Source organism: Candidatus Pandoraea novymonadis, assembly GCF_003004665.1.
Classification (GTDB): domain Bacteria; phylum Pseudomonadota; class Gammaproteobacteria; order Burkholderiales; family Burkholderiaceae; genus Pandoraea; species Pandoraea novymonadis.
Map to the genome: position 1 here is coordinate 44,726 of NZ_MUHY01000004.1, position 24,579 is coordinate 69,304.

Annotated in this window: 30 protein-coding genes and 1 tRNA gene; 30 read left to right on the forward strand and 1 reads right to left on the reverse strand. The window is 43.8% G+C overall.

What is annotated here, in order from left to right; translation table 11 throughout:
• Positions 1–223 precede the first annotated feature (223 nt).
• From BZL35_RS04705 to tatC, 22 genes are all read left to right on the forward strand, one after another.
• On the forward strand, positions 224–1,042 hold the full coding sequence (locus BZL35_RS04705; protein WP_245916360.1) for an ABC transporter ATP-binding protein: 819 nt from the start codon (positions 224–226) through the stop codon (positions 1,040–1,042).
• On the forward strand, positions 1,039–1,809 hold the full coding sequence (mlaE, locus tag BZL35_RS04710; RefSeq protein WP_106183100.1) for a lipid asymmetry maintenance ABC transporter permease subunit MlaE: 771 nt from the start codon (positions 1,039–1,041) through the stop codon (positions 1,807–1,809). Before BZL35_RS04705 ends, mlaE begins: the two co-directional genes overlap by 4 nt.
• An 18-nt stretch (positions 1,810–1,827) precedes the next feature.
• On the forward strand, positions 1,828–2,355 hold the full coding sequence (mlaD, locus tag BZL35_RS04715) for an outer membrane lipid asymmetry maintenance protein MlaD (protein WP_106183101.1): 528 nt from the start codon (positions 1,828–1,830) through the stop codon (positions 2,353–2,355).
• 6 nt (positions 2,356–2,361) lie between these two features.
• Positions 2,362–3,177 carry an MlaA family lipoprotein gene (locus BZL35_RS04720; RefSeq protein WP_106183102.1) on the forward strand — a complete coding sequence of 272 codons (816 nt, stop codon included), beginning with the start codon at positions 2,362–2,364 and terminating at the stop codon, positions 3,175–3,177.
• A 114-nt stretch (positions 3,178–3,291) separates the two neighbouring features.
• A complete protein-coding gene (locus tag BZL35_RS04725; protein WP_106183103.1) occupies positions 3,292–3,912 on the forward strand; it encodes an MlaC/ttg2D family ABC transporter substrate-binding protein in 621 nt (206 codons plus the stop codon).
• Between the two features lie 6 nt (positions 3,913–3,918).
• Positions 3,919–4,182 carry an STAS domain-containing protein gene (locus BZL35_RS04730; RefSeq protein WP_106183104.1) on the forward strand — a complete coding sequence of 88 codons (264 nt, stop codon included), beginning with the start codon at positions 3,919–3,921 and terminating at the stop codon, positions 4,180–4,182.
• A 221-nt stretch (positions 4,183–4,403) separates the two neighbouring features.
• On the forward strand, positions 4,404–5,360 hold the full coding sequence (locus tag BZL35_RS04735; protein ID WP_106183105.1) for an ABC transporter ATP-binding protein: 957 nt from the start codon (positions 4,404–4,406) through the stop codon (positions 5,358–5,360).
• The gene (locus BZL35_RS04740) at positions 5,357–6,112 is read left to right on the forward strand and encodes an ABC transporter permease (RefSeq protein WP_106183106.1); all 756 of its coding nucleotides are present in this window, start codon (positions 5,357–5,359) and stop codon (positions 6,110–6,112) included. The genes BZL35_RS04735 and BZL35_RS04740 overlap by 4 nt, the downstream gene beginning before the upstream one ends.
• An 18-nt stretch (positions 6,113–6,130) precedes the next feature.
• On the forward strand, positions 6,131–6,370 hold the full coding sequence (locus tag BZL35_RS04745) for a BolA family protein (RefSeq protein ID WP_106183107.1): 240 nt from the start codon (positions 6,131–6,133) through the stop codon (positions 6,368–6,370).
• A gap of 166 nt (positions 6,371–6,536) precedes the next feature.
• Positions 6,537–7,205: an ATP phosphoribosyltransferase gene (hisG, locus tag BZL35_RS04750; RefSeq protein WP_106183147.1), complete on the forward strand. Its 669-nt coding sequence runs from the start codon at positions 6,537–6,539 to the stop codon at positions 7,203–7,205.
• Positions 7,206–7,233: 28 nt separating this feature from the next.
• Positions 7,234–8,556: a histidinol dehydrogenase gene (hisD, locus tag BZL35_RS04755; RefSeq protein ID WP_106183108.1), complete on the forward strand. Its 1,323-nt coding sequence runs from the start codon at positions 7,234–7,236 to the stop codon at positions 8,554–8,556.
• Between the two features lie 548 nt (positions 8,557–9,104).
• Positions 9,105–9,692 carry an imidazoleglycerol-phosphate dehydratase HisB gene (hisB, locus tag BZL35_RS04760; RefSeq protein ID WP_106183109.1) on the forward strand — a complete coding sequence of 196 codons (588 nt, stop codon included), beginning with the start codon at positions 9,105–9,107 and terminating at the stop codon, positions 9,690–9,692.
• A 102-nt stretch (positions 9,693–9,794) separates the two neighbouring features.
• Entirely contained in the window at positions 9,795–10,427 is a 633-nt protein-coding gene (locus BZL35_RS04765) for a MarC family protein (protein ID WP_106183148.1), read from the forward strand.
• Positions 10,424–11,062, forward strand: a complete 639-nt coding sequence (gene hisH / locus BZL35_RS04770) for an imidazole glycerol phosphate synthase subunit HisH (protein ID WP_106183110.1) — start codon at positions 10,424–10,426, stop codon at positions 11,060–11,062. The genes BZL35_RS04765 and hisH overlap by 4 nt, the downstream gene beginning before the upstream one ends.
• A 154-nt stretch (positions 11,063–11,216) precedes the next feature.
• A complete protein-coding gene (gene hisA, locus BZL35_RS04775; protein ID WP_106183111.1) occupies positions 11,217–11,966 on the forward strand; it encodes a 1-(5-phosphoribosyl)-5-[(5-phosphoribosylamino)methylideneamino]imidazole-4-carboxamide isomerase in 750 nt (249 codons plus the stop codon).
• Positions 11,967–11,995: 29 nt separating this feature from the next.
• Positions 11,996–12,769 carry an imidazole glycerol phosphate synthase subunit HisF gene (gene hisF / locus BZL35_RS04780; RefSeq protein WP_106183112.1) on the forward strand — a complete coding sequence of 258 codons (774 nt, stop codon included), beginning with the start codon at positions 11,996–11,998 and terminating at the stop codon, positions 12,767–12,769.
• Positions 12,770–12,775: 6 nt separating this feature from the next.
• Positions 12,776–13,174, forward strand: a complete 399-nt coding sequence (hisI, locus tag BZL35_RS04785; RefSeq protein WP_106183113.1) for a phosphoribosyl-AMP cyclohydrolase — start codon at positions 12,776–12,778, stop codon at positions 13,172–13,174.
• A gap of 5 nt (positions 13,175–13,179) precedes the next feature.
• Positions 13,180–13,536 carry a phosphoribosyl-ATP diphosphatase gene (locus BZL35_RS04790; protein WP_106183114.1) on the forward strand — a complete coding sequence of 119 codons (357 nt, stop codon included), beginning with the start codon at positions 13,180–13,182 and terminating at the stop codon, positions 13,534–13,536.
• Between the two features lie 329 nt (positions 13,537–13,865).
• Positions 13,866–14,237, forward strand: a complete 372-nt coding sequence (locus BZL35_RS04795) for a histidine triad nucleotide-binding protein (RefSeq protein WP_106183115.1) — start codon at positions 13,866–13,868, stop codon at positions 14,235–14,237.
• Between the two features lie 66 nt (positions 14,238–14,303).
• Positions 14,304–14,528: a Sec-independent protein translocase subunit TatA gene (tatA, locus tag BZL35_RS04800; RefSeq protein WP_106183116.1), complete on the forward strand. Its 225-nt coding sequence runs from the start codon at positions 14,304–14,306 to the stop codon at positions 14,526–14,528.
• A 25-nt stretch (positions 14,529–14,553) separates the two neighbouring features.
• Positions 14,554–15,093, forward strand: coding sequence for a Sec-independent protein translocase protein TatB (gene tatB / locus BZL35_RS04805; RefSeq protein ID WP_106183117.1), 540 nt, complete (start codon positions 14,554–14,556; stop codon positions 15,091–15,093).
• 67 nt (positions 15,094–15,160) lie between these two features.
• Positions 15,161–15,925, forward strand: a complete 765-nt coding sequence (gene tatC / locus BZL35_RS04810; RefSeq protein ID WP_106183118.1) for a twin-arginine translocase subunit TatC — start codon at positions 15,161–15,163, stop codon at positions 15,923–15,925.
• Positions 15,926–16,007: 82 nt separating this feature from the next.
• Here the strand turns inward: tatC and BZL35_RS04815 are convergent, their stop codons facing one another.
• On the reverse strand, positions 16,008–17,213 hold the full coding sequence (locus BZL35_RS04815; protein ID WP_106183119.1) for a trypsin-like peptidase domain-containing protein: 1,206 nt from the start codon (positions 17,211–17,213) through the stop codon (positions 16,008–16,010).
• A gap of 18 nt (positions 17,214–17,231) precedes the next feature.
• Here BZL35_RS04815 and BZL35_RS04820 point away from each other — a divergent pair, with 18 nt between their 5' ends.
• From BZL35_RS04820 to infA, 8 genes are all read left to right on the forward strand, one after another.
• Positions 17,232–17,978 (forward strand): Nif3-like dinuclear metal center hexameric protein, encoded by a 747-nt coding sequence (locus tag BZL35_RS04820; RefSeq protein WP_106183149.1) that lies wholly within the window; start codon positions 17,232–17,234, stop codon positions 17,976–17,978.
• A gap of 686 nt (positions 17,979–18,664) precedes the next feature.
• Positions 18,665–19,270: a ubiquinol-cytochrome c reductase iron-sulfur subunit gene (petA, locus tag BZL35_RS04825; RefSeq protein WP_106183120.1), complete on the forward strand. Its 606-nt coding sequence runs from the start codon at positions 18,665–18,667 to the stop codon at positions 19,268–19,270.
• Positions 19,270–20,655, forward strand: a complete 1,386-nt coding sequence (locus tag BZL35_RS04830; RefSeq protein ID WP_106183121.1) for a cytochrome b — start codon at positions 19,270–19,272, stop codon at positions 20,653–20,655. The genes petA and BZL35_RS04830 overlap by 1 nt, the downstream gene beginning before the upstream one ends.
• Positions 20,656–20,679: 24 nt before the next feature.
• Entirely contained in the window at positions 20,680–21,399 is a 720-nt protein-coding gene (locus BZL35_RS04835) for a cytochrome c1 (protein ID WP_420837025.1), read from the forward strand.
• A gap of 83 nt (positions 21,400–21,482) precedes the next feature.
• Positions 21,483–22,085: a glutathione S-transferase N-terminal domain-containing protein gene (locus BZL35_RS04840; RefSeq protein WP_106183122.1), complete on the forward strand. Its 603-nt coding sequence runs from the start codon at positions 21,483–21,485 to the stop codon at positions 22,083–22,085.
• A gap of 71 nt (positions 22,086–22,156) precedes the next feature.
• On the forward strand, positions 22,157–22,591 hold the full coding sequence (locus BZL35_RS04845; protein WP_106183123.1) for a ClpXP protease specificity-enhancing factor: 435 nt from the start codon (positions 22,157–22,159) through the stop codon (positions 22,589–22,591).
• Between the two features lie 177 nt (positions 22,592–22,768).
• A tRNA-Thr gene (locus BZL35_RS04850) sits at positions 22,769–22,844 on the forward strand.
• Between the two features lie 676 nt (positions 22,845–23,520).
• Positions 23,521–23,742 carry a translation initiation factor IF-1 gene (gene infA / locus BZL35_RS04855; protein ID WP_106183124.1) on the forward strand — a complete coding sequence of 74 codons (222 nt, stop codon included), beginning with the start codon at positions 23,521–23,523 and terminating at the stop codon, positions 23,740–23,742.
• Positions 23,743–24,579 lie beyond the last annotated feature (837 nt).

Below are 24,579 nucleotides of genomic sequence, written 5' to 3' on the forward strand. Positions count from 1 at the left end.
CTCAAAATGCGAACCGATACAAAAAATCTTTAACCTTGCCTTTACAATATTAAAGCCATTTTTGAAACGACATTTTCCAATTTAAATTGATATGATGGGCAAAATATGTTTGCTTTTGTGGTTTTTTGAAAAATTACGTAGGTTGCTTTCTCATAGCCATGGAGCATAAAAGTGGATTACCCCCTATAATCCACTTTTACATTGATCGAGAGTGTCCGTCAACGTGACTCGATTGTCTTCCGAAAATTTGCTTGAATTACACGACGTTAGCTTTCACTATGGTGAACGGCAAATACTGTCTGGCTTGAATATGCGGATTAGCCACGGCAAAGTGGTAGCCGTGATGGGAGGGTCTGGTTGTGGAAAAACTACGTTGTTGAGGCTCATTGGTGGTCAATACCAGCCGGATGATGGTTTTGTGTACTTCCGAGGACAAGATGTAAGTAGTCTCGATCCAGCTGCGCTTCAAAAACTTCGGCGTGAAATGGGAGTACTCTTCCAGTTTGGTGCTTTGTTTGCCGACATGACTGTATTCGATAATGTTGCATTTCCAATGAGAGAGCATACCAATCTGGGTGAGGAAATGATTCGCGATCTCGTGTTGATGAAGCTGAATGCGGTTGGTTTACGGAGCGTGCGGGACCTCAAGCCATCAGAGATTTCTGGTGGTATGGCTCGCCGTGTTGCCCTTGCCCGTGCCATTGCTCTTGATCCTAAGTTTATAATGTATGACGAGCCCTTCGCCGGTCTTGATCCTATTTCGATGAGCATCACCGCAAATTTAATTCGCACACTAAACGATGCACTGGGTGCGACGTCTATTCTTGTAACCCATGATGTACGGCAGTCATTTCTGATTACAGACTACATTTATTTCATTGCCGATGGAAATATCGCAGCAGAAGGTACACCACTTGAGCTCCGTGCTTCGCAGGATCCTGTAGTACGCCGGTTTTTCGACGATAAGCTTGATGGCCCCGCCAAATTTCATTATTCAACCAAATCTATGCTGGAAGATTTTCGAATAGGAATGGATGTATGATCCTGTTGTTCGCTCGACTCATCTTGACTAAGGTGTCTCATATTGGATACGCCGCACGGATCTTTCTGCGTGTCTTGTGGGCGGGTGGAGGACTGTTGCGGCGGCGTCAGTTGGTTACTGATCAAATTCATTTTGTTGGTAACTATTCTTTCTTGATTATCGCTGTATCGGGACTTTTCATCGGTTTTGTTCTAGGGTTGCAAGGCTACTATGCCTTGAATAAATATGGATCTGAACAAGCAGTGGGTCTGCTGGTAGCTCTCTCTCTTGTGCGTGAGTTGGGACCGGTGATTACTGCTTTGTTGTTTGCCGGGCGAGTAGGCACGTCGTTAGCTGCGGAAATCGGCTTAATGAAGACTGGCGAGCAGCTAATTGCGATGGAAATGATGGCGATTGATCCATTAAAACGCGTCATTGCACCCCGTTTCTGGGCCGGTGTCATTGTCATGCCATTTTTGCTTGCTATATTCTTGGTGTTTGGAATTTTCGGTAGCTACGTAGTAAATGTTCAATTGATCGGGGTCGACGAGGGTTCGTTTTGGTCGCAGATGCAAGCGGGTGTCGATATTTGGACTGATATTGCCAATGGTCTTTTTAAGAGCTTTATTTTCGGTATAGTTGTAACTTTTCTGGCGCTCTACCAAGGCTATGAAACGAAGCCTACGCCTGAAGGCGTAGCTCGTGCGACAACGCAAACTGTTGTATATGGTTCTTTAGCTGTTCTGGGGTTAGACTTTTTGTTGACAGCATTGATGTTTAGTAATTGATTGATTTTACGATTGATAATGAAAAAACACGCTCTCGATTTTTGGGTAGGAATCTTCCTGATATTTGGGATTGCTGCTTTGCTATTTCTTGCGCTCAAGGTTGGTAATATGAGTTCGTTGTCGTTTAACAGTACCTATCCAGTGAAGGTTAATTTCGATAACATCGGGAGCTTAAGGCTTCGTGCTGCTGTGAAAAGTTCGGGTGTCGTGGTGGGTCGTGTGGCATCGATCAAGTTTGATGATAAGCGCTATGTTGCCAATGTGATCCTTGATATAGATTCACAGTATCATTTTCCGAAAGAATCTTCGGCTAAAATTTTGACGTCCGGCCTACTGGGGGAACAATATATCGGTTTAGAGCCTGGTGGGGATGACGAGATGTTGGTCGCCAACGATACCATCATGATCTCACAGTCAGCAATCGTAATTGAAGATCTAATTAGCCAGTTTCTATATAAAAAAATTGTGGATGAGGGTGGAGTGAAAAAGAGTGAAAGTGGATTGGGAGGCGTTCTTTTGGCACCAGAGGTTTCTCAGGAGAAATGAAGGAAAATGGCTCGTTTCCATTGCGCTGCAGTATGTGTGTTTGCTACTCTTAGCTTTGCTGGGTGTGCCTCAATCACTAACCCGAATCCTGCTGATCCGATCGAAGGATTTAATCGGGCCATTTTTCAGTTTAACGATGGTTTAGACCGAGCTGTACTTACTCCTGTTGCTAAAGGTTATCGTTTTGTGATGCCAAAACCTGTACGTATAGCGATTACCAACTTCTTTTCGAACATTGGGGATGTTTGTAATGTTGCGAATAGTTTTCTGCAGCTTGATATTGCGGCCGCTGCTCAGGATTTGATGCGTTTGACAATCAATACAGTTTTTGGCGTGGGTGGATTGGTTGATTTTGCCACGCCAGCTGGTTTGCCTAAAAACACCCAGGACCTTGGTTTGACCCTTGGTAAATGGGGTATACCTTCTGGTCCATACCTTTTGCTCCCGATTCTTGGGCCTACTACTGTGCGTGATCTGGCCGGTCTTGCTAGTAATGTATATATCGATCCGATGACTTACGTTAGTTCGGAATGGGTTAGATACGGACTCTATGGGCAACGAGCACTTAACACACGAGCTAATTTTCTCGAAGTTTCTGATCTATTATCTGCTGTTGCGTTGGATCGTTACTCGTTTGTTCGCGATACTTATTTGCAACGGCGCCGCTATTTGATCGGTGAGAAATTCGCAAATGGACAAATGCCGCCGAATTATGACGATGATGCGTTGGAAATTGATGTGCCTGTTGTCCTATCTAATGAGGAAGAAACACAGTCTCCAGCAATCGATGTGCCAGTGAAGGTAGAGTTGCCTTCACGATGAAGTTTATCTTTGCGGGAGAATATTTTACAAAAAAAGAATAAGTATTCTATGGAATAAATGTTACAGCTGGCGAGAGCTCAACAAACCTGGAACATACACAAAAGGGATATAGTGATGACTAAGAGGTTTTTGGATGCTTCTATTGTAGTGTTCATGGTATTTTTTGGCATTGCGGCTGTTGCCCACGAAATGCAAGCGCCGGATGCTCTTGTTAAACAAACTGTCCGAGAAATCTTGGTGGCAGCGAAAACCGATTTGGCTTTTGGGCGTGGTGATCTGGATCAGATCACTACTTTTGTTGAAAAAAGGATCATGCCGCAGACTGATTTTGAGCGTGCGACGAAGCTGGCGATGGGACGTAATTGGCAATTGGCCTCGAAATCACAGCAGCAGCAAATTACGGAACAGTTCAAGCATTTACTGGTACGCACTTATTCTGGCGTTATCGCACAAATTCGTGATCAACAGGTTTTTTTTAAATCCTATCGTGGTCATCCATCGGATATGGATGCAGTTATTTACACGGAAGTCCTCAATAACAGCCAACCAATTCAGATTAACTATCGTTTGACTAAGACCCCGGTTGGCTGGAAAGTTTACGATATCAATGTGATGGGGGCATGGTTGATCGAGGCATATCGCGGACAATTTGCTGCTAAGGTAAATAGTGGGGGTGTTGATGGACTCATCAATTTTTTGGTTGATTGTAATCAACGGTTCTTATCTGGTAAGTAATATACTATGTTCGCGCTTCAAGCCAAAATAACGGTAGATAGTGCTCAGGGAGCACTATCTGATGCTATTGCGAGTGTCGATATGGGTGAGACGGAGGTAGATTGTGACGGGATAATTGATTTTGATTCGTCGGCCTTGGCTGTTCTCATCGCTTTGCGGCGGCATGCGGTTCATCGTGGTATATCTTTAGAATTCATCAACTTGCCCAGAATGCTCGTGAGCTTGGCTACGGTCTACGGGATTGATTGTCTGGTAGCTGGAGGAAATTGATGAAGTTATTTTTCTGCTATAGCTTTAAATCTTTCTTTATGATCTCAGGATTTTCGACCGTCTTTTTAGCTAATTTTTTTATTTTTGTTCGATGAACGTCCGTTGGTTGTGCGAGAATGTACGCACATTAAGCAAAGTACACATCAGTGATGGTGCTCTTGGTTTTAAAATTTTGATGTTCTTTCGTCCCTATAGAGTGACGAGCGCATAGCATATTCTCCATGGCAGCTATTGAAATCCGTCACGTTAAAAAACGATATGCCGCGTCGCACGCGCTTAAAGGCATCAATTTTGCGATCGAGGAGGGAGAATTTTTTGGCTTGCTTGGTCCGAACGGTGCTGGTAAGACGACGCTGATTAGCATTCTTGCTAGTTTGGTCCGTGCAGATTCGGGTACCGTTAGCGTACTCGGTCACGATGTGGTGCGTGACTACCGTATGGCACGTCGCAAACTTGGCATTGTGCCCCAAGAAATTGTGTTTGATCCCTTCTTTTCTGTACGTGAGACATTGCATATTCAGTCAGGTTATTTCGGCCTTCGGAAAAACCATGATTGGATAGATGAAATTATGACTAACCTTGATTTGATGGACAAGGCTAATCTCAATATGCGTCAGCTCTCGGGTGGGATGAAGCGTCGTGTGTTGGTGGCTCAAGCCTTGGTGCATCGTCCCCCTGTTATAGTACTTGATGAGCCGACTGCCGGTGTTGATGTTGAGCTGCGTCAACTGCTTTGGAAGTTCATTACGCGTCTTAATCGTGAAGGGCATACTATTGTACTTACAACACATTATCTTGAAGAGGCACAGGCTTTGTGTGATCGCATTGCTATGCTAAAGAAGGGCGAATTGGTTGCGCTTGAACGAACTGGTAGTTTGCTGAAACGATTTGCTGGTATGCGTCTCGTCTTGCGTTTTTCGCACGGAACGTTGCCTCCCACATTACATTCACGAATAATTGACCATTCAGAGGTTGGCGGAACTCAATTCTCATTGAGACTGGCTAACGCAAATGAAGTTGAACCAATTCTTGCAGCTTGTTGCGCTAACGGCTGTGCGATTGAGGACATAGAGATTCGGAAAACCGATCTAGAGGATGTTTTCCTGCAAATTATGAGTGACCCAAAGTCGGGTATTGAGAGTGAGTCTTCGAAACATTTGACGGTGGCGGTATCATGATTGGTTTGCGTACTTTGTTTTACAAAGAAGTGCTACGTTTCTGGAAGGTTGGTTTACAAACTGTAGGGGCTCCTGTTCTGACCTCGCTGCTCTATCTAACGATCTTTGGGCATATGCTTGAAGATAGGGTGAAAGTATATGAACAGATTGCCTACACGTCTTTCCTTGTGCCGGGCCTTGTCATGATGAGCGTGTTGCAAAATGCATTTGCAAACAGCTCATCATCACTTATTCAGTCGAAGATTACCGGCAATCTGGTTTTTGTATTGTTGCCTCCGTTATCACATTGGGAAATTTTTCTTGGTTATGTGCTTGCTGCTGTGGTGAGGGGTATTGTAGTTGGTACAGGTGTTTTGCTGGTAACGGGGAGCTTTACCCATTTGTTGTTCGTGGCGCCATGGTGGAGTTTCTTGTTCGCATTTCTTGGAGCGGCTATTTTAGGTACTTTGGGATTGATTGCTGGTATCTGGGCAGATAAATTCGATCAGCTCGCGACGTTTCAGAATTTTTTGATCGTGCCTGCAACGTTTTTGGCGGGTGTTTTTTATTCGATTCATTCGCTGCCACAATTGTGGCAGACTGTATCCCATATTAATCCATTTTTTTATATGATTGATGGTTTTCGCTATGGGTGTTTCGGTGTTTCGGACGTTTCTCCAAACATTAGTCTGATGATTATGATTCTTACGCTTACTGTGCTGACGACGGTTGCTATTTCATTATTGCGCTGTGGATATAAGCTGCGTCATTGAAACGATATAGGAGAGGTTATGCTGCCTACCCCTGAAAAAATTAAACAATATATTGAGTCTGGTCTGGTATGTGAGCACGTCACAGTGGAGGGTGATGGTCAGCATTTTTTTGCTACGATCGTTAGTGCTGAATTTGAAGGTCGACCATTGATTCAGCGGCATCAGCTCGTTTATGGCGTGTTAGGAGACCGTATGAAAGCAGAGATTCATGCACTATCGATGAAGACGTTGACCCCGTTCGAGTATCAGATACAGTGATTTAACAAAGTCGGCATATTGATGTCAGCACTTTTCGTGATTGCGGCTATTGTTAACTGCTTTCCAGCCACCTACTGTCTGCGCGTATATTTTTTATATTCTTGCGCAGTAGGGAAGAGTTTCTATGAGTATGACTAATTCCGTGATTCCGATAACCGGTAATCGTATGAGCGCCAAGCTACTAAACCAACCACTTACACTCGCTTTATCAAAAGGGCGTATTTTTACTGAAACGTTGTCGCTACTGGCTGCTGCCGGTATTGAGGTGACAGAAGATCCTGAGACTTCCCGTAAGTTAATTTTATCTACGAGTGATCCGAATCTACGGGTCATTACTGTTCGTGCTACCGATGTGCCAACGTATGTGCAGTACGGTGCCGCCGACTTTGGAGTAGCTGGTAAGGATGTTCTCATAGAACATAGTGGTGCCGGTTTGTATCAATTAGTCGATTTGAATATTGCGCAATGCCGCATGTCTGTTGCCGTCCATCAAGGGTTTGATTATAAAAATGCAGTGTGTCAAGGTGCTCGCCTGAGGGTAGCCACCAAGTATGTGCAGACCGCCATGGAGCATTTTGCAGCAAAGGGAGTACACGTGGATTTGATAAAGCTTTACGGATCAATGGAACTTGGTCCCTTGGTTGGGCTGTCTGATGCAATTGTTGATTTGGTAAGCACTGGTGGTACGCTTCGTGCTAATAATTTGGTTGAAGTGGAGGAAATCATGGAGGTTTCCTCTCGCCTAGTAGTGAATCAAGCCGCGTTGAAACTTAAGCGTGAATCCTTGCAGCCAATTCTCGAAGCATTTGAACGTGCTTCGGTGACTCACGTTTAATGTTTAATACTAGAACTAGACTAGACGTATGAAACTCAATATTCGAAAATTGGATTCAACAGCAACGGATTTTTTATTTCAATTGCGTGAGGTTCTCGCATTTGAAGCCAGTGAAGATGCTACGATTGATCGTATTGCGGGAGAGATCTTGGCGGATGTCAAGTTGCGCGGTGATGTTGCTGTAGTTGAATACACCAATCATTTCGATCGTCTAAACGTAAAAAGTATGGATGAGCTTGAGTTGCCTATGGGGTCGCTTAGTGCTGTGCTTGAGGTTTTGGAACCTAAATGCCGTACGGCGCTGGAGGTGGCGGCCGCACGCGTCCGAGCTTATCATGAGAAGCAACGTGTAGAATGTGGAACTCATAGCTGGAAATATACCGAATCAGATGGTACAGTTCTAGGCCAGAAATTAACGCCTATCGATCGCGTCGGTATTTACGTCCCCGGCGGCAAGGCCGCGTACCCTTCATCCGTATTGATGAATGCCATACCTGCACGTGTGGCCGGTGTCAAGGAGATCGTTATGGTAGTTCCGACACCTAATGGCGTACAGAACCCATTGTTACTGGCAGCGGCCCATATTTCAGGTGTTGACCGCATTTTCACGATCGGAGGTGCTCAGGCGGTGGGGGCTTTGGCTTATGGTACGCACACTGTACCTGGCGTTGATAAGATCGTGGGGCCAGGTAATGCATTCGTGGCGGCTGCAAAACGTCGTGTTTTCGGGAAGATTGGTATTGACATGATTGCTGGGCCATCGGAAATCCTTATCATCTGTGATGGTTCTACTAATCCGGATTGGGTGGCTATGGACTTATTCTCACAGGCTGAACATGATGAGTTGGCACAGTCAATCCTACTAAGCTCAGATGCTACTTTTATCGAAAAAGTACAGACGTCACTTGATCGCCAGATTGGCGATATGCCACGTAGAGACGTAATTGCTGCTTCCTTGCAAGGACGTGGTGCACTGGTGAAAGTCCGTGACATGGACGAGGCCTGTGATATAGCAAACTTTATTGCACCGGAGCATTTAGAGATTTCGTCTGAAACTCCACAATTTTGGGCAGATAAGATTCGTCATGCAGGTGCGATCTTCTTGGGACGTTACACCAGTGAGAGCTTGGGTGATTACTGTGCTGGTCCGAACCATGTCCTGCCCACCTCGCGTACTGCACGGTTTTCATCGCCGCTTGGTGTATATGATTTTGTCAAGCGATCAAGTATTATCGAAGTCAGTGAACAGGGTGCACAGATGCTTGGAGAGATTGCTGCTGAACTCGCTTATGGCGAGGGTTTGCAAGCCCATGCGATGAGTGCCAAGTACCGTATCCGAAAAGTCTCGTAGGGTAGAGCATTCTCGATAAGCGTCTATCGGATAGATTATTTTCCAGAATTATGGTGGAGAAACTATTGAAAAATATAGAAATTTGATGAACGTGAAATTTTTGGTGTTGCAAAGCGAAATGTGATGGGTGTATCTATTAAAGTTATTTGCAGATGCGTTTTGCGGTGTTGTTTTGGATTCTGTAATATCAGGACTTCTGGAGTTATGTTATTTAGGTGTGGGCTTTATCGGTATGTCGTTAAATGTTATTCTTAGCCTAAGTGTTTCAGATTGGGTCGCGCTTTGTGGTGATTTTTAGAATTCTATCGATGCGAAAGCTTCAAACTCGGTCTAGCAGGTATGCGTTCAGCTTGTGTCGAGATGCTTTTTTGATGGATTGGTTAAAAAATTGCGCAGAATAGATATTTTTTGTTTGGTTGTTTGCGTACAGCCGGTAGTTGGAGTGGCTCTCTAAAGAGAAACATTGGTCGAGGTTACGACTTCGGTTTTTTGGGGTAGGTTTTCAATCTAGACAGAAGCCGGCCTTCAACGATATTGAAGAGAACATCATGCGTATTGCGGAAGTGGTTCGCGACACCAGCGAAACGCAAATAAGAGTTAAGATAGACCTAGATGGCTCGGGCCAAAAGCATCTTGATACTGGCGTGCCTTTTTTGGATCATATGCTTGATCAAATTGCTAGACATGGCTTGATTGATATGGAAATAACGGCGAAGGGGGATATACATATCGACGATCATCATACTGTGGAAGATGTTGGAATTACGTTTGGTATGGCTGTAGCAAAGGCGGTTGGAGATAAAAAGGGTCTTGTTCGCTATGGTCACAGCTATGTTCCTCTTGATGAGGCGCTGTCTAGGGTAGTTATCGATTTTTCTGGGCGTCCGGGACTCGAGTTCCATGTTCCTTTCACTCGTGCACGTGTTGGTAACTTCGACGTTGATTTGTTCATTGAGTTTTTTCGTGGCTTTGTCAATCATGCGCACGTAACCGTGCATATAGATAATTTGCGAAGCATCAATGTTCATCATCAATGTGAGACGGTGTTCAAGGCTTTTGGACGGGCACTTCGTATGGCGACTGAGATCGATCGACGTGCGGCCGGTGTTGTGCCGTCGACGAAGGGAAGCCTGTAGGCACTTTTATACCGAACTTTTAACAAAATACATGGCGCTCCCACGGTTGATAAACCGCTGATTGCGTTCTTTGCAACTTCCCTGAGAAAAACTTTCATGACGTTGGACACGTTAAAATTTTTTATTTCCCTGTTGGCACTAGTTAATCCACTGGGTGCTATCCCGTTGTTTATCAGCTTGACTGGACAACAGACATCAACAGAAAAGCGCCACACGATAAAGGTGACAGCCATATCAGTTGCGTTAGTAGTGGTGTGTTCGGGATTATTTGGCGAGCATATCATTCGCTTCTTTGGTATTTCGGTAGCATCGCTCGAAGTAGGTGGCGGTATTATCATGTTGCTGATGGCGGTGAATATGCTTAATGCTAAATCTGCCAATAACAGCGATCGGGCCACGGATGAAGAGCGCTATGAGGCTAGAGCGCGACCGAATATTGCTGTAGTACCACTTGCCATTCCTTTGTTGACTGGGCCAGGTACGATTAGCACTGTAATTATCTATGCGGGTCGTGGTGCGCAACATTGGACACAAATACTTCTGTGGCTTGTTGTTATCGGCATTGCTTTGGGTACTGTTGTTTGGTTAGCCCTGCGTCTGGCGGAGCGGATAGAACATTGGTTAGGATATACGGGGATCAATATCGGGACGCGTTTGATGGGATTGATTCTGTCGGCACTGGCTGTGGAATTTATTATTGATGGTTTAAGGATATTACTTCCAGGCTTGAAATGACCAAGATTGCAATCGTCGATTACGGTATGGGTAACTTGCATTCGGTTTGTCAGGCACTGCGTTTCGCAGCACCGGAAGCACAGATTAGACTCACCAGAAATGCTAATGAGATTCGTGTAGCAGATCGTGTTGTTTTGCCAGGACAGGGTGCGATGCATGATTGTATGGAAAGCTTGGATGCATTAGATCTGCGCCAAGCAGTGCTCCATGCTGCTGCAACTAAGCCATTGTTCGCTGTCTGTGTGGGGGAGCAGATGCTCTTCGAGATTAGTGAGGAATCTAATGTGCCAGCACTGGGAATCATGCCTGGCCGAGTTGTACGTTTCCGCCTCGATGGACAGCGGCAAGATGATGGTTCACGCTTTAAGGTGCCACAGATGGGATGGAACCGGGTTCGCCAGACGCTCAATCACCCGATATGGTTCGGTATTCCGGACAACTCTTATTTCTACTTTGTGCACAGCTATTACGTGGTTCCTGTCGATCCTACATTGACGGCTGGTGAAACAAAATACGGTGTCGATTTTACCTGTGCAGTCGCACGCGATAATATTTTTGCAACACAGTTTCACCCGGAGAAAAGTAGCGTACACGGACTTGCACTCTACCGAAATTTTTTGCGCTGGAATCCTTGATTTTACAGGTATCTCGGATGCTTTGGATTCATGATAATGCCCTATAGTGGTTGCTATTTTTGGCTGAATTGGTTTCGATTGCTGAGTGTACCAGTTCTTCTGAGAGGAATCCTAGTGGGGTTTGGTACTTATCTTTTTCATTTTACGATTGTCTATGCAGCTTATTCCAGCTATCGACTTGAAAGACGGTCAATGTGTGCGCCTCAAACAAGGTGACATGGATCAAACCACTGTATTCTCCGAGAATCCTGTTTCTATGGCTCGGTATTGGGTCGAGCAGGGTGCTCGGCGGTTGCATTTAGTGGATTTGAATGGTGCGTTCGCAGGCAAACCACGTAATGTAGAGACGATCCGTGAGATTATCGAGGAGGTGGGTAACAAAATTCCTATCCAATTGGGTGGGGGTATTCGTGATCTGGCCACCATTGAACACTATCTCGATAGTGGCTTGTCCTACGTTATTATTGGTACAGCAGCAGTGAAAAATCCTGGATTCCTTATGGAGGCATCATCTGCTTTTGGTGGACATATTATCGTTGGAATTGATGCTAAGAATGGAAAGGTCGCTACTGATGGCTGGAGTAAACTCACGGGCCATGAAGTTGTCGATCTTGCACGTAAATTTGAAGGCTACGGTATCGAGTCCATAATCTACACTGATATTGGCCGCGATGGCATGTTGCAGGGAATTAATATCGATGCGACAGTGCGCCTGGCTCGGGCCGTAAAGGTGCCTGTTATTGCCTCCGGGGGACTATCGAATTTGAGCGATATCGATGCGCTGTGCGCGATTGAAGAGGATGGTGTCGAAGGTGTAATTTGTGGTCGAGCGATTTATTCCGGTGACCTTGTTTTTTCAGATGCGCAAGCGCGGGCTGATATGTTTTCGAAAGGAGAGGTGTAAGCGGCCTGTCGCCGTCACGCGCCGTCACTATGGCTTTGGCTAAGCGTATAATTCCTTGTCTTGATGTTACTGCAGGTCGGGTCGTCAAAGGGGTTAATTTCCTTGAGTTACGTGATGCAGGGGATCCAGTTGAAATTGCCTCTCGTTACGATGAGCAGGGAGCTGACGAACTAACTTTTCTTGATATCACGGCGACTTCTGATGGTCGTGACTTCATTTTGCCGATTATTGAAGCGGTAGCGTCCAAAGTATTTATTCCTTTGACTGTAGGCGGTGGAGTACGAGAGGTTTCTGATGTGCGCCGGTTGCTTAATGCGGGTGCAGATAAAGTTGCTATGAATTCGTCTGCTGTTGCTAATTCTAATCTTGTGGCAGAGGCTGCCAGTAAATACGGATCTCAGTGTATTGTGGTGGCTATCGATGCTAAGCGCGTATTTGTTGAGGGTGAGTCCTCACGTTGGGAGGTTTTTACGCATGGGGGTCGGAAGAGCACTGGTTTGGACGTTGTGGTTTGGGCTAAACGTATTGAAGAACTTGGTGCAGGTGAAATTATACTCACCAGTATGGATCGTGATGGCACTAAAATTGGATTTGATTTAGAGCTAACGCGAGCTGTATCCGACAACGTCATGATTCCCGTGATTGCTTCGGGTGGTGTTGGGTCATTGGCGGACCTCGCAAACGGCATTACACAAGGTCATGCTGACGCGGTGTTGGCGGCAAGTATTTTCCATTACGGTGACCATACAATTGGTGAAGCTAAGAATTTCATGGCGGATCAAGGTATTTCAGTGAGGTTGTAATAAAGCATGATAAAAGATTGGTTAGATCAAGTGAGATGGGATGAAAACGGCTTAGTACCAGCGATCGCTCAGGAGATTGAAACCAATGACTTGCTGATGGTGGCCTGGATGAATCGAGATGCGTTGAAGCTTACGGTGAAAGTCGGTGAGGTCATTTATTGGTCACGTTCTCGTAAGCGTTTGTGGCATAAGGGTGAAGAATCGGGTCATGTGCAGAAGGTACATGACATTCGCCTGGATTGCGATGCAGACGTTATTTTATTGAAGGTCAAGCAGATCGAAGGTATTGCTTGCCACACAGGTCGGTATTCCTGCTTTTTTCGTAAACTGGAAGGATCTGGGTTAGATGTGTGTTGGACAATAGATGAGCCAGTACTCAAAGATCCAAATAGAATTTATAAGTGAGTCAGATGAATAAAACTTTGAAACGAGTGACTGAGGTCATCAAATCCCGCAAAGGCGGTGATAAGAATGAATCTTACGTGGCGAGTTTATTTCATAAAGGTGATGATGCCATACTTAAAAAAATTGCCGAAGAAGCTACAGAGATTATCTTGGCTGCGAAAGATATCCGCATTGGAGCGTCTTCCTTGTCTGGTGATTTGAAGCAGAAGCTTGTCAACGAGACTACCGATTTTTGGTTTCATAGCATGGTACTTTTGGTTCATCATGGTCTCTCACCGGATGCGGTGTTGACTGAACTGGAACGTCGTGAAGGATTGTCTGGGCTGACGGAGAAGGCACAACGTAAGTCGTCTGATGGCTAAATGTTTGTCTATTGTCGAAATTAAAGTGCGGATGTTACTTGCGCAAGGATTACCAAATTTTCCATACAGAATCTTTGTTCGTCAATAGTTGTTATCAACGATTTATCCTTACGATAGGGAATTATTGAGAGAGATAAAATTGGAGTCACAGTATGGTCTTTCATATTATTGGTTCTAGTTGATCTTGGGTTTCGTTGGCTTGATATCCATTTTCGCTTATCTTCTTTAGATTATTTGCAGAATTATGATGTATCAGGAGAAGCGATCTCTTAGCATCTGACGATGCTTTATGCTGACAATGACGCAATCTCACTAAGGATCAAATGCTCATGGGTCATGATGAATGTATTTTCTGCAAGATTGCTATTGGGCAAGTTTTGAGCGAGCAGGTTTATGCGGATAGTGATTTGATCGTCTTCAAGGATATTAGACCGGTGGCGCCGCTCCATTTGTTGGTGGTGCCTCGCCGTCATATCCCGACCTTGCAGCATTGCGAAAGCGAAGATCAGGAACTGCTTGGGAAAATGATGTTATTAGCACCCAAATTGGCGAGAGAATTTGGCTATGCTTACGAGCCAGGATCGGACAAGGAGGCCAATGGTTTTCGTGTAGTAATGAATACCGGCCCGGGTGGTGGCCAAGAACTCTATCATATTCATATGCATGTGATAGCGGGACTACGTCCTTCGATATGTATGTGAGAGTTCACCTGACAGAAATAAGTATTAATGCCGATAAATAGAAACGGGAGCACTAGGAGATTTTTTATGGGTTATCTCAGTATTTCTCATTGGATTGTTGTTTTCTTGATTGTTATGATGATTTTTGGTACGAAGAAGCTTCGTGATATTGGGAGCGATCTAGGGGGGGCGGTGAAGGGTTTTAAGGATGGAATGAAGGAAAGTAGTACTGCTTCTTCATCGAAGGATATGGAGCCGCAATCCTATAACAACATAACTATCGACATGCAAAAAGAAGATACTAGCCAATAACGATAAGGTTAAAGGCCAAAACGGCATGATAGATCTCGGTTTGTCCAAGCTGATTCTGACCGGTGTAGTTGCGCTGGTTGTTATTGGTCCGGAACGTCTTCCGAAAGTAACTCGTATGGCGGGAGCGTTGTTTTCCCGTGCACAACGTTATCTCAATGATGTTAAGGCGCAAGTGAAAAGTGAAATGGAACTTGATGAATTGCTTAATGTCGGTCGTGAATTTGAGGATATCGCACGCGGTTTCGAGAGTACGATCAACACACATTTGTACTTAAAGGATGATGATGCATTAAATGACATTTTTTTGAATGAGGCGACAATGATGCCGTCAACACATGTTTCATTAGCCCATTATGTTGCTGATTCAGTAGATACCGCTGAGCCTACGATGAGATTCTCTATGAATCTGAAAAGCGTTAATCGGCGCAATTGGCGTGTGAAACGTAGGGTGATGCCGCTTTGGTATAAACAAGCGACGCGCACAAAAATATACTTGCAGTCGGGGGCCGCTCGTATGGCGCGGCATATGCCAAGAACCATGCGCCGTCCGATGAAATTCTTTTAAGTTTGTGGACCCCAACTAGCTAGCCTCCAGAATTAAAGCAGTCTAGGATAATTCCAAGAGGATTTATGTGACTAACAAACAGAAAATTCCTGGAGGGGATATAGAAGCAACATTTTTTTCACATTTGATAGAGTTACGTGCCCGCATCATTCGTGCTGGAGGGGCGGTTCTCATAGTATTTTTTAGTCTTATCTATTGGGCTCCGGATATTTTCTGCTTGCTATCAAGTCCATTGCTGAAATCGCTTCCAAGAGGCGGCAAGATGATCGTCACGGACATCAGCGGTTCATTTTTTGTGCCGATGAAGGTCACGATGATAGTATCAATTGTTGTTGCATTTCCGATCGTGCTTTATCAGGCTTGGGCATTCATTGCGCCTGGACTATATCGGCATGAGAAGAGACTCGTGATTCCGTTGGTCGTAAGCAGTTACGCGTTGTTTCTTGTAGGCATCGCATTTGCATATTTTCTTGTATTTCCAACAGTTTTTCAGTTCATGGCTCATTACAATGCACCATTAGGTGCGGAGATGAACACCGATATTAATAGCTATCTCAGCTTCGTCCTAACGATGTTTCTTTGTTTTGGTATTACGTTTGAGATGCCGTTGGCGGTCGTACTGCTAGTACATCTAGGTGTTGTTAGTCTAGAAAAACTTAAGCAAAGCCGCCCTTATGCAGTTGTTGGTTCATTTGTCGTCGCTGCGATTGTTACACCGCCAGACGTTCTATCTCAGGTCATGCTTGCAATTTCACTGGTTTTGCTTTACGAATTTGGTTTGATTGCCGCGCGTATATTTGTGAAGTCGCCTGCTCACAGAAATGATGAGTGATGTCGGTGCCTGTTTTATGTTTCTTATCAAGCTTTGTCTTTGTATTTTTGAGGTGATTCGGATACATAGAAGTTATCATCCGTTAATACCCACTGTTATCGTCTCCTTCTTCTAAAGGGCGTTTGGGGGGTGGAGGACGTTTCCCAACTATTACTTGTAGATCGATGGTTTTCTTTTTTCGTTTTAGTTGGATTGCCGTAGACACACCGGGCTTTAGCTGAGCAATAATGTTGAGAAGTTCAGTCGTGTCACGAATTGTGGTATCGCCAACCTTGGTCAAGGTATCCCCTGGCTGAATGCACGCCTTATCCGCAGGACTACCTTGCACGACTCCTGCAATAATCACACCGGAGTCCTGTTGCAGACCGAACGATTCTGCAATATCAGCCGTAATATCTTGCGGTTCTACACCGATCCAGCCACGCGTGACTGTACCAGTAGTGATGATGGATTCCAGCACAGAACGAGTCGTGGATATAGGGATCGCGAAGCCGATGCCCATATTGCCTCCGCTGCGTGAGTAGATAGCTGTGTTGATGCCAAGTAAGTTGCCATGCACATCTACTAGTGCGCCACCTGAATTACCAGGATTGATAGCAGCATCGGTCTGAATGAAGTTCTCAAAAGTACTGATATCGAGATGATTGCGACCAAGTGCACTAATGATACCCATGGTGACTGTTTGTCCTACTCCAAACGGATTACCAATGGCTAACACCACATCCCCGACGCGTACCTTTTCCATGCCACCGAGAGTAATGGCAGGTAGATTGTCGAGTGTAATCTTTAGGACGGTTAGATCGGTTTCTGGATCGCTTCCAACTAGTTTGGCACAGGCTTTACGACCGTCCGCAAGTGCTATCTCAATTTCGTCAGCGCCATCGATTACATGGTGATTTGTGAGAATGTATCCTTGACTGCTGACGATGACACCGGAGCCAAGGCTTGGTACCGGTTCCTGGCGAATAGCAGTACCGCTATCACCGAAAAAATAGCGGAACAATGGATCGTCGAAGCGAGGATCGCGTTTGGCACGATTCTTTTTATTGGAGAAAATGCTAACCACAGATGGCATGGCTTTTTGTGCACCATCTGCATACGAGTCTTGTGTCGTCTTTTCGGACAGACTATTTGTCGTCTCTTGGAACGCAATAGTGGGATTGACCGACTGATAGCCAAATGGTCTTTGACCTGGTAACCACTGTGGTTTCAAGGTCGCGATTATAAATAATAGCGCGAGTAGTATAGTGACCGCTTGCGCAAACAGGAGCCAGAAGCGTCTGAACATGAAGGAGAAAAAACCTTGATAAATCGTATTAATTTAGAATTGTATCTTAACGATACACTTCAAATCTCAAAATTTCAGGATTATTGCCCAAATGGGCTTCAAGTAGAAGGATGTCCAGAAATTAGAAAACTTGCCTCTGGGGTGACTGCTAGTCAAGCTTTTCTAGAAGCAGCACGTGATTGGGGAAGCGACGCAGTGCTAGTACACCACGGATATTTTTGGAAAAATGAGGAATCTTGCATTGTTGGTATTAAGCGTCGCCGCCTAGGTCTTTTGATTGAGAACGACATGAACCTATTTGCTTATCACCTTCCGCTTGATGCACATTCAGAATTGGGTAATAACGCGCAATTGGCTATTTTGCTTGGCTTTATCTCTCATGCCCGTTTTGGCCCAGATCAACTAGGTTGGCTTGGTACGCTCGAACGAGCAATGACTTTACGTGAACTGGCGCAGCGTGTGGATATTAAATTGGGACGTGTACCACTATTATTGGGTGATCCGGATCGACCGATAAAAAAAGTTGCATGGTGTACCGGTGGTGCTCAAGGATTTTTCGAAGCTGCTATTGCCGCAGGAGCAGATGTTTATCTAAGCGGTGAGGTGTCTGAGCAGAATACACATTTGGCACGAGAATCGGGTGTTGGTTTCTTAGGAGCAGGACATCATGCGACGGAGTGTTGGGGAGTGAAGGCGTTAGGCGAGCATATTGCTAAAACGTTTGAGATTGAGCATTGTTTTTTTGACATCCCGAATCCAGTTTAGTGGCAATGTATCTGTAGGATGCAAGATGGCTTTGTGGAATTTGTACGCTGTTAAACAAAGGTTAATGTTGGTCCAGAATAGTCACGAGGGCTGAAAAATAGTTATTTTCGAGTCAAGTGTTGACTTGATCTGCGAAGGTATAAGGATGGTCATAGATAAAATTTACAATGCCCTTTTTAAGAAAAATGAACTTGCTAGGCCAACTTCGGCTTCTAAAAGCCAGTTGATTTGACAATCGGTATGATTTTTTTCGCAATCTAACTATAACCTAGCAATTTTTAAAAAAAGCATCTTCAGCATGAAGATGTGAAGATTGATAACTTCTTTTCTTTTTGAAGTAATTATTTGAACTACTGTAAAGTTTGTTCTATTTCACTTTTTTCAGTTAGGAGACTTTGGAGTATTTCTATTCATTCTATATTTTTTCTAAAGAGTATTTTCAGAGTTAGCTATTGACTATGTTGCATAGAAAGAAGTCGATAAATTGGTTATCTAAAAAATATGAGTGTATTTTTTTATGAATGAAATGCTTATTCATAGGAATTCTTGGAACACTATTTCCTGAAAATAGTGTTGTAGCAGTATGTGATGTGTCATGATGATTCTTACAATTTATATTGTAGAAATTCTGGATGGAAAGGTTGGAATTATCATGAAAATATCAATTTAATCGCGTAGGGCGTGTGATGGGGAATGATCAAGAAAAGCTCGTCGAGAATAGTCGTCGGAATTGGTTGATAGCAACATCTGTTGTTGGAGGTGTTGCAACATTAATACCATTCGTTGGGTATTTGCAACCGTCAGAGCATGCAAAAGCCAGTGGCGCACCAGTCGAAGTTGATATTAGCCGTCTGAGGTCTGGTGAGAAGATGACTGTAAATTGGCGGGGATTGCCCGTATGGATTGTGTGGCGCACATCAGATGACATGGACTCGTTAGAGAAAGTAAAACCTGAGTTAGTTGATCCAGAATCAAAAGAAGTTTTTAGTTATCCTATGCCTGAGTTTTGTAACAATGCGTATCGTGCTCGCATTGAGCGTAAAGATTTGCTGGTTGTCATCGGTATCTGTACTCACCTCGGTTGTATTCCTTTGGGGCCTTACGTGGCTAACAGTCTTGCGGCACTTGGCACCTATCCTGGATTTCTATGCCCATGTCATGGTTCAACATATGATATGTCTGGGCGCGTATTCAAAAATAATCTTGCATCAAAGAATTTAGATATTCCCCGTTTCATGTTTTTGAGTGAGACGAAGATTGTGATCGGCCAAGATGAAAAAGGAGAGAGCTAATGGTGGTTGAAAAACATGTTGAAACGACCGGCTTGCTTGGCTGGATTGACCGTCGTTTCCCATTGACTCGGCTATGGAGGAAACATGCTTCTGAATATTATGTTCCTAAAAATTTTAACTTCTGGTATTTCTTTGGGTCGTTGGGGATGCTATTGCTGGTGATTCAAATTCTTACGGGAATTTTCCTTACGATGAATTATAAACCTGACTCGAAACTTGCATTTGCTTCGGTCGAATATATTATGCGCGAAGTACCATGGGGTTGGCTGATTCGCTATATGCATTCGACAGGTGCTTCGATGTTCTTTGTTGTGGTTTACCTGCATATATTTCGTGGACTGTTATACGGTTCATATCGTAAACCTCGTGAACTTGTTTGGATCTTTGGTTGTTTTATTTTTTTGTGTTTAATGGTGGAAGCTTTTATGGGCTATTTGCTGCCATGGGGGCAAATGTCATATTGGGGTGCACAGGTAATTGTTAACCTATTCTCTGTGATTCCGGTTATTGGAACGGATTTGTCGCTTTGGATTCGAGGTGATTATATTATCTCTGATGCAACACTGAATAGATTCTTTGCATTACATATTATCGCGATTCCTTTGATCTTGATTGCTCTAGTGGTTGGCCATATCATTGCACTGCATGAGGTTGGCTCAAATAACCCAGATGGTATTGAAATCAAAGAAAAGAAGAACGCTGATGGAATTCCGATTGATGGTGTCCCCTTTCATCCTTACTATACGACACACGTTATCTTGGGTATTGGTGTATTTTTGATGATATTTTCGGCAATTGTCTTTTTTGCTCCTACGATGGCTGGTTACTTTTTGGACGTGAATAACTTCATGCCATCGAATTCTTTGATTACACCACAGCACATTACGCCAGTATGGTACTTTTCGATTTTTTATTCGATATTACGTGCGACAACCGATGACTTCAAATATGTACTGATGGCTATTTTAGCCCTAACTATAGCCACCTGGTCAATCAAATGGCGTGTGCAGGTGACTACTAAAATTGTTAGATCTGGTGCGGGGATGCTCTTTCTATTGGCAATATTTTTGATGGAAGCTAAGTTTTTTGGGATGCTGATGATGTTCGGAGCAGTCATCTCACTTTTTTTTATGCCTTGGCTAGATAAGAGTCCTGTAAAGTCGATCCGTTACCGACCAGTTTTTCACAAGGTGTTGTTGAGTATTTTTGTCTTTTTTTTCTTGCTGCTCGGTTATTTGGGGATGAAAGATCCGACACCTTTAAATACTCGACTTTCGCAAGTGGGGACGTTGTATTACTTCTGTTTTTTTGGACTTATGCCAGTTTGGAGCCAGTTGGGTACTTTTAAGCCGGTACCGGATCGCGTTACGTACCGTGGGAGTTGAATGATTTTGATACGATTCGTAACGATCAAGAAAATGTTTTTTATTGTACTAGTGCTTTCGTGCGGTTTTATCTTCCCAGCGATAGCGGGTGAGAGCGTAGTCCTTGATTCGGCACCGAATCGTATAAACGACGTAGCAGCACTTCAGCGTGGAGCTAAATTATTTTTGAAATACTGTCTGAATTGCCATTCAGCCTCGTTAATGAGATATTCTCGATTAAAAGATTTAGGATTTTCAGAAAAGAAGATTAAGGAGAATATGTTTTTTTTCACTGAAAAAATTGATGAGCCAATGACGGTTGCAATGCAAATGTCAGATGCCAAAGATTGGTTTGGATCTATACCACCTGATTTATCGGTGCAAGCACGGGTGAAAGGAACGGATTGGTTATACACGTATTTACGAGCTTTCTATCGTGATGATTCTCGCTCAACTGGCTGGAACAACGTGGTATTTCCTAATGTTGGAATGCCAAACCCACTGTGGGAACTGCAGGGACAGCGAGCTATTAAAAATCAAGGAAAAATGAATAGTAATTCGATGTTTATTCAGCTGACACCTGGGATTATGAAACCAGGTGATTTTGATAATGCCGTAGCAGATCTCGTATCTTATCTCGATTGGATGTCGGAGCCTGTGCAGCGTACACGAAAGAAGTTAGGTGTCTGGGTTTTATTGTTTTTGGCAATATTTACGTTACTAGCTTTTCGTTTAAATGCGGCTTATTGGAAGGACGTGAAGTAGAATCAATTCTGTAAAAGGGGTTAGGGCGGGGAAAGCGCCGCTTTCCCCGCCCTAACCCCGTTAGTTTTTAAGGAAAATGCGCTATGATGGTTTTGTATTCGGGCACAACATGCCCATTTTCTCAGCGTTGCCGGCTAGTTTTGTTCGAAAAAGGCATGGACTTTGAAGTCCGTGATGTTGATCTTTTTAACAAGCCGGAAGAAATTAGTGTGATGAATCCTTACGGTCAAGTCCCAATTTTGGTTGAGCGAGATTTAATTTTATACGAATCGAATACGATCAATGAATATATTGATGAACGTTTTCCGCATCCACAATTGATGCCAGCAGATCCGGTGCAGCGCGCGCGCGCGCGCTTATTTTTATTTAATTTCGAGAAAGAGCTGTTTATGCATATCAGCACGCTAGAAAACCAAATGGACCATGGTATTGTTCAGAAAGCGCGTGCATTGATTCGTGACCGTCTGGTGCAATTGGCTCCTATTTTTTTGAAGAATAAGTATATGTTGGGGGATGACTTTTCGATGCTGGACATTGCGATTGCCCCGTTGCTATGGCGTTTGGATCATTATGGGATTGAGTTATCGAAAAATGCTGCTCCGTTATTAAAATATGCCGAGCGCATTTTTAGTCGTCCTGCTTATATCGAAGCGCTTACGCCTTCTGAAAAAGTCATGCGTCGTTAATAATTATATTCTTAACCAAGTAGTTTGAGTTAACAGTACGCTCCAGCGTTTGGTTAGGATAATGGAAGAAAATGTTAGAGACCTCTACCAAACCTTACTTGCTACGCGCTTTGTACGAGTGGTGCGTGGATAATGGCTACACTCCGCATTTGTCTGTACATGTCGATGCATCCACGAAAGTACCTCGTAATTTTGTAAAAAATGGCGAAATTGTATTGAACATTAGTTTTGATGCGACTAGCGGTTTGCAGATGGGTAACGATTGGATTGAATTCAGCGCTCGTTTTGGCGGTATTGCACAGAAAGTCGAGGTGCAAGTTGCAAACGTGTTGGCAATGTATGCACGTGAGAATGGTCAAGGTATAGCCTTCTCAGTCAATCAGATCTCACCACTTGGAGGACCTGCCGTGTTTTTGACACCGTTAGCTCCTGATGGAGAGAAACCAGATCCGTCCCCTCCGATTAGTCCTCAGGGTAGACGCGCGCATTTGAAGGTCGTGAAATAGTTGTTCTTCACAGGATATTATTTGAGAATAGTATAGACCAGTTATGACTCTCCGGATCTGTTGAGTGGATTGCTGGAGGGAGCCCTCATTTTAAGGATGGACTTGATTGAATAGCTCTTAAAATTTTATAATTTTTCGGCATATTCTTAAGAAAGTTCAGTTACAATGACCACCCATGCCGGCTTAGCTCATTTGGTAGAGCAGTTGATTTGTAATCATCAGGTGGCAGGTTCGATTCCTGCAGCCGGCACCAAAAATAAAAGACTTACGTGTTTTTGTGTGACGTTTTTTAGAGATGATGAGAGTTGCAATGTTTGGAGTTTGATTAGCAGACCAGTACGTTAACTTTGCGATCTATGTCCGGTAATGTACTACAAGAGAATTTTAGTACAGTTCTGTTTTTGAAAACGAGATCGCTGTTCTAGAAACATTATTCTTCCTAATCAGAGGCCTAATTGCTGATTGCATCCCGAGTCAATCTCATTGGCGTAAAATTTTCCTGTTAACTTGATTGAGCCTAATAGAACGTGGGATTTTTAAATTAACTATTTTAAATAGCAGCTTTTTTTTGATATTTTCCGTTTCTGTGTGGATTTTCTCCCACGAGTAAGGAAGAAAGCTTTATTCTTACGGAGCCGGAACGTCGCTGTTTCGGTGATCGCCTGCTGCTCGATATTTCAGTGCCGTGTTGCTGCACTCGGCGTCTATTTTTTATAAAGATAGACTTCGATCTAGTGTAATGAATTACGGGTTGGTCATTGTAAATAGCTGTCTGTTCAAGGACCTGTGTCGTGAAATTACTACGGTCTGCAATGACCACTGGATTTACCATCTTTGATGTCCGTAGCGTATATTAGTTCTATGCACTGGGGAGTGTTGTTTGGTGATCTTCGAAACCGGCGCTAGCTGCGTCATATGAGGATATCAATTTGGCCAAGGAAGAACTTATTGAATTTAACGGCCACGTCTCAGACGTGTTGCCTGATAACCGTTTTCGTGTGATGCTTGAAAACGGAGTGCAGGTGTGGGCCTATGCCAGCGGGCGTATGCAGAAGAATCGCATTCGTATTTTGGCTGGTGACCGGGTTACGCTAGAAATGTCTCCCTATGATTTAACTAAGGGGCGAATTAACTATCGTCACAAAACCTAAAATGCGATGAGTCTCAGACGTTTAGCATAATATCTAATCATCTTTGGTTGTCCTGCATCGTCATCATAATAAGGGTGGCGATGCGTTTTAGGTAATGGGATCTTTTGTTTAAGTATTGCTGAATACTTAGGCGGGGATAGCTGTGTTCTTTATCTATTTAATGTCGTCACTACTTCGATTCCCATCCGAATCAGGCTTTGCTCGATGACATCACTCGCATAAAGCTGTTCTACGTTTCTGCTTTTCTCGTCTTGCTACAAATAACAGAAGACATGCTCTTCATATATCAGCCGTTTAAACATAGCTTTGTAATTCTGAAGAGTAGGCCAGAGGCATCTATGAATTCTTTTAAAAATAGAAAGGTATTTCAACACGGCAGGGATCACATAAATTCGACTATCTTCCCTAGATGAAGACTTGTCAAAAAATACTTTTTGTGGAGTTTCAAAAGTATAGCTCTCTGTATCAGAATTATTCGTTATGTGTATAGGTCGAATTTTAGGTAGATGTGCTTGCCGTTAGGTTACCTGATACGCCTCTTCACTTCTCTGACATGATTGATCTGCATAGATAAGGCGGTGGTAACTGTCATCGTTTTTTTGTTAAGGACGATATAAATTAACACTGGGCATATGTGATATACGGCATTTATTTTTATCATGACGGATAAAAAATCTGACATATGTACATGACTGGCTATGACGGAGGATTAAATGTGGAGTTTTTGAGACGAAATTGTGTCGTTGTTCTAATTGGAATGAGTTCACTTACTACCATTTTTTGATCAGACGTCGAATTTTTGTTGCATTGTGAGCAGAAGGGTAGGCACTAATCATG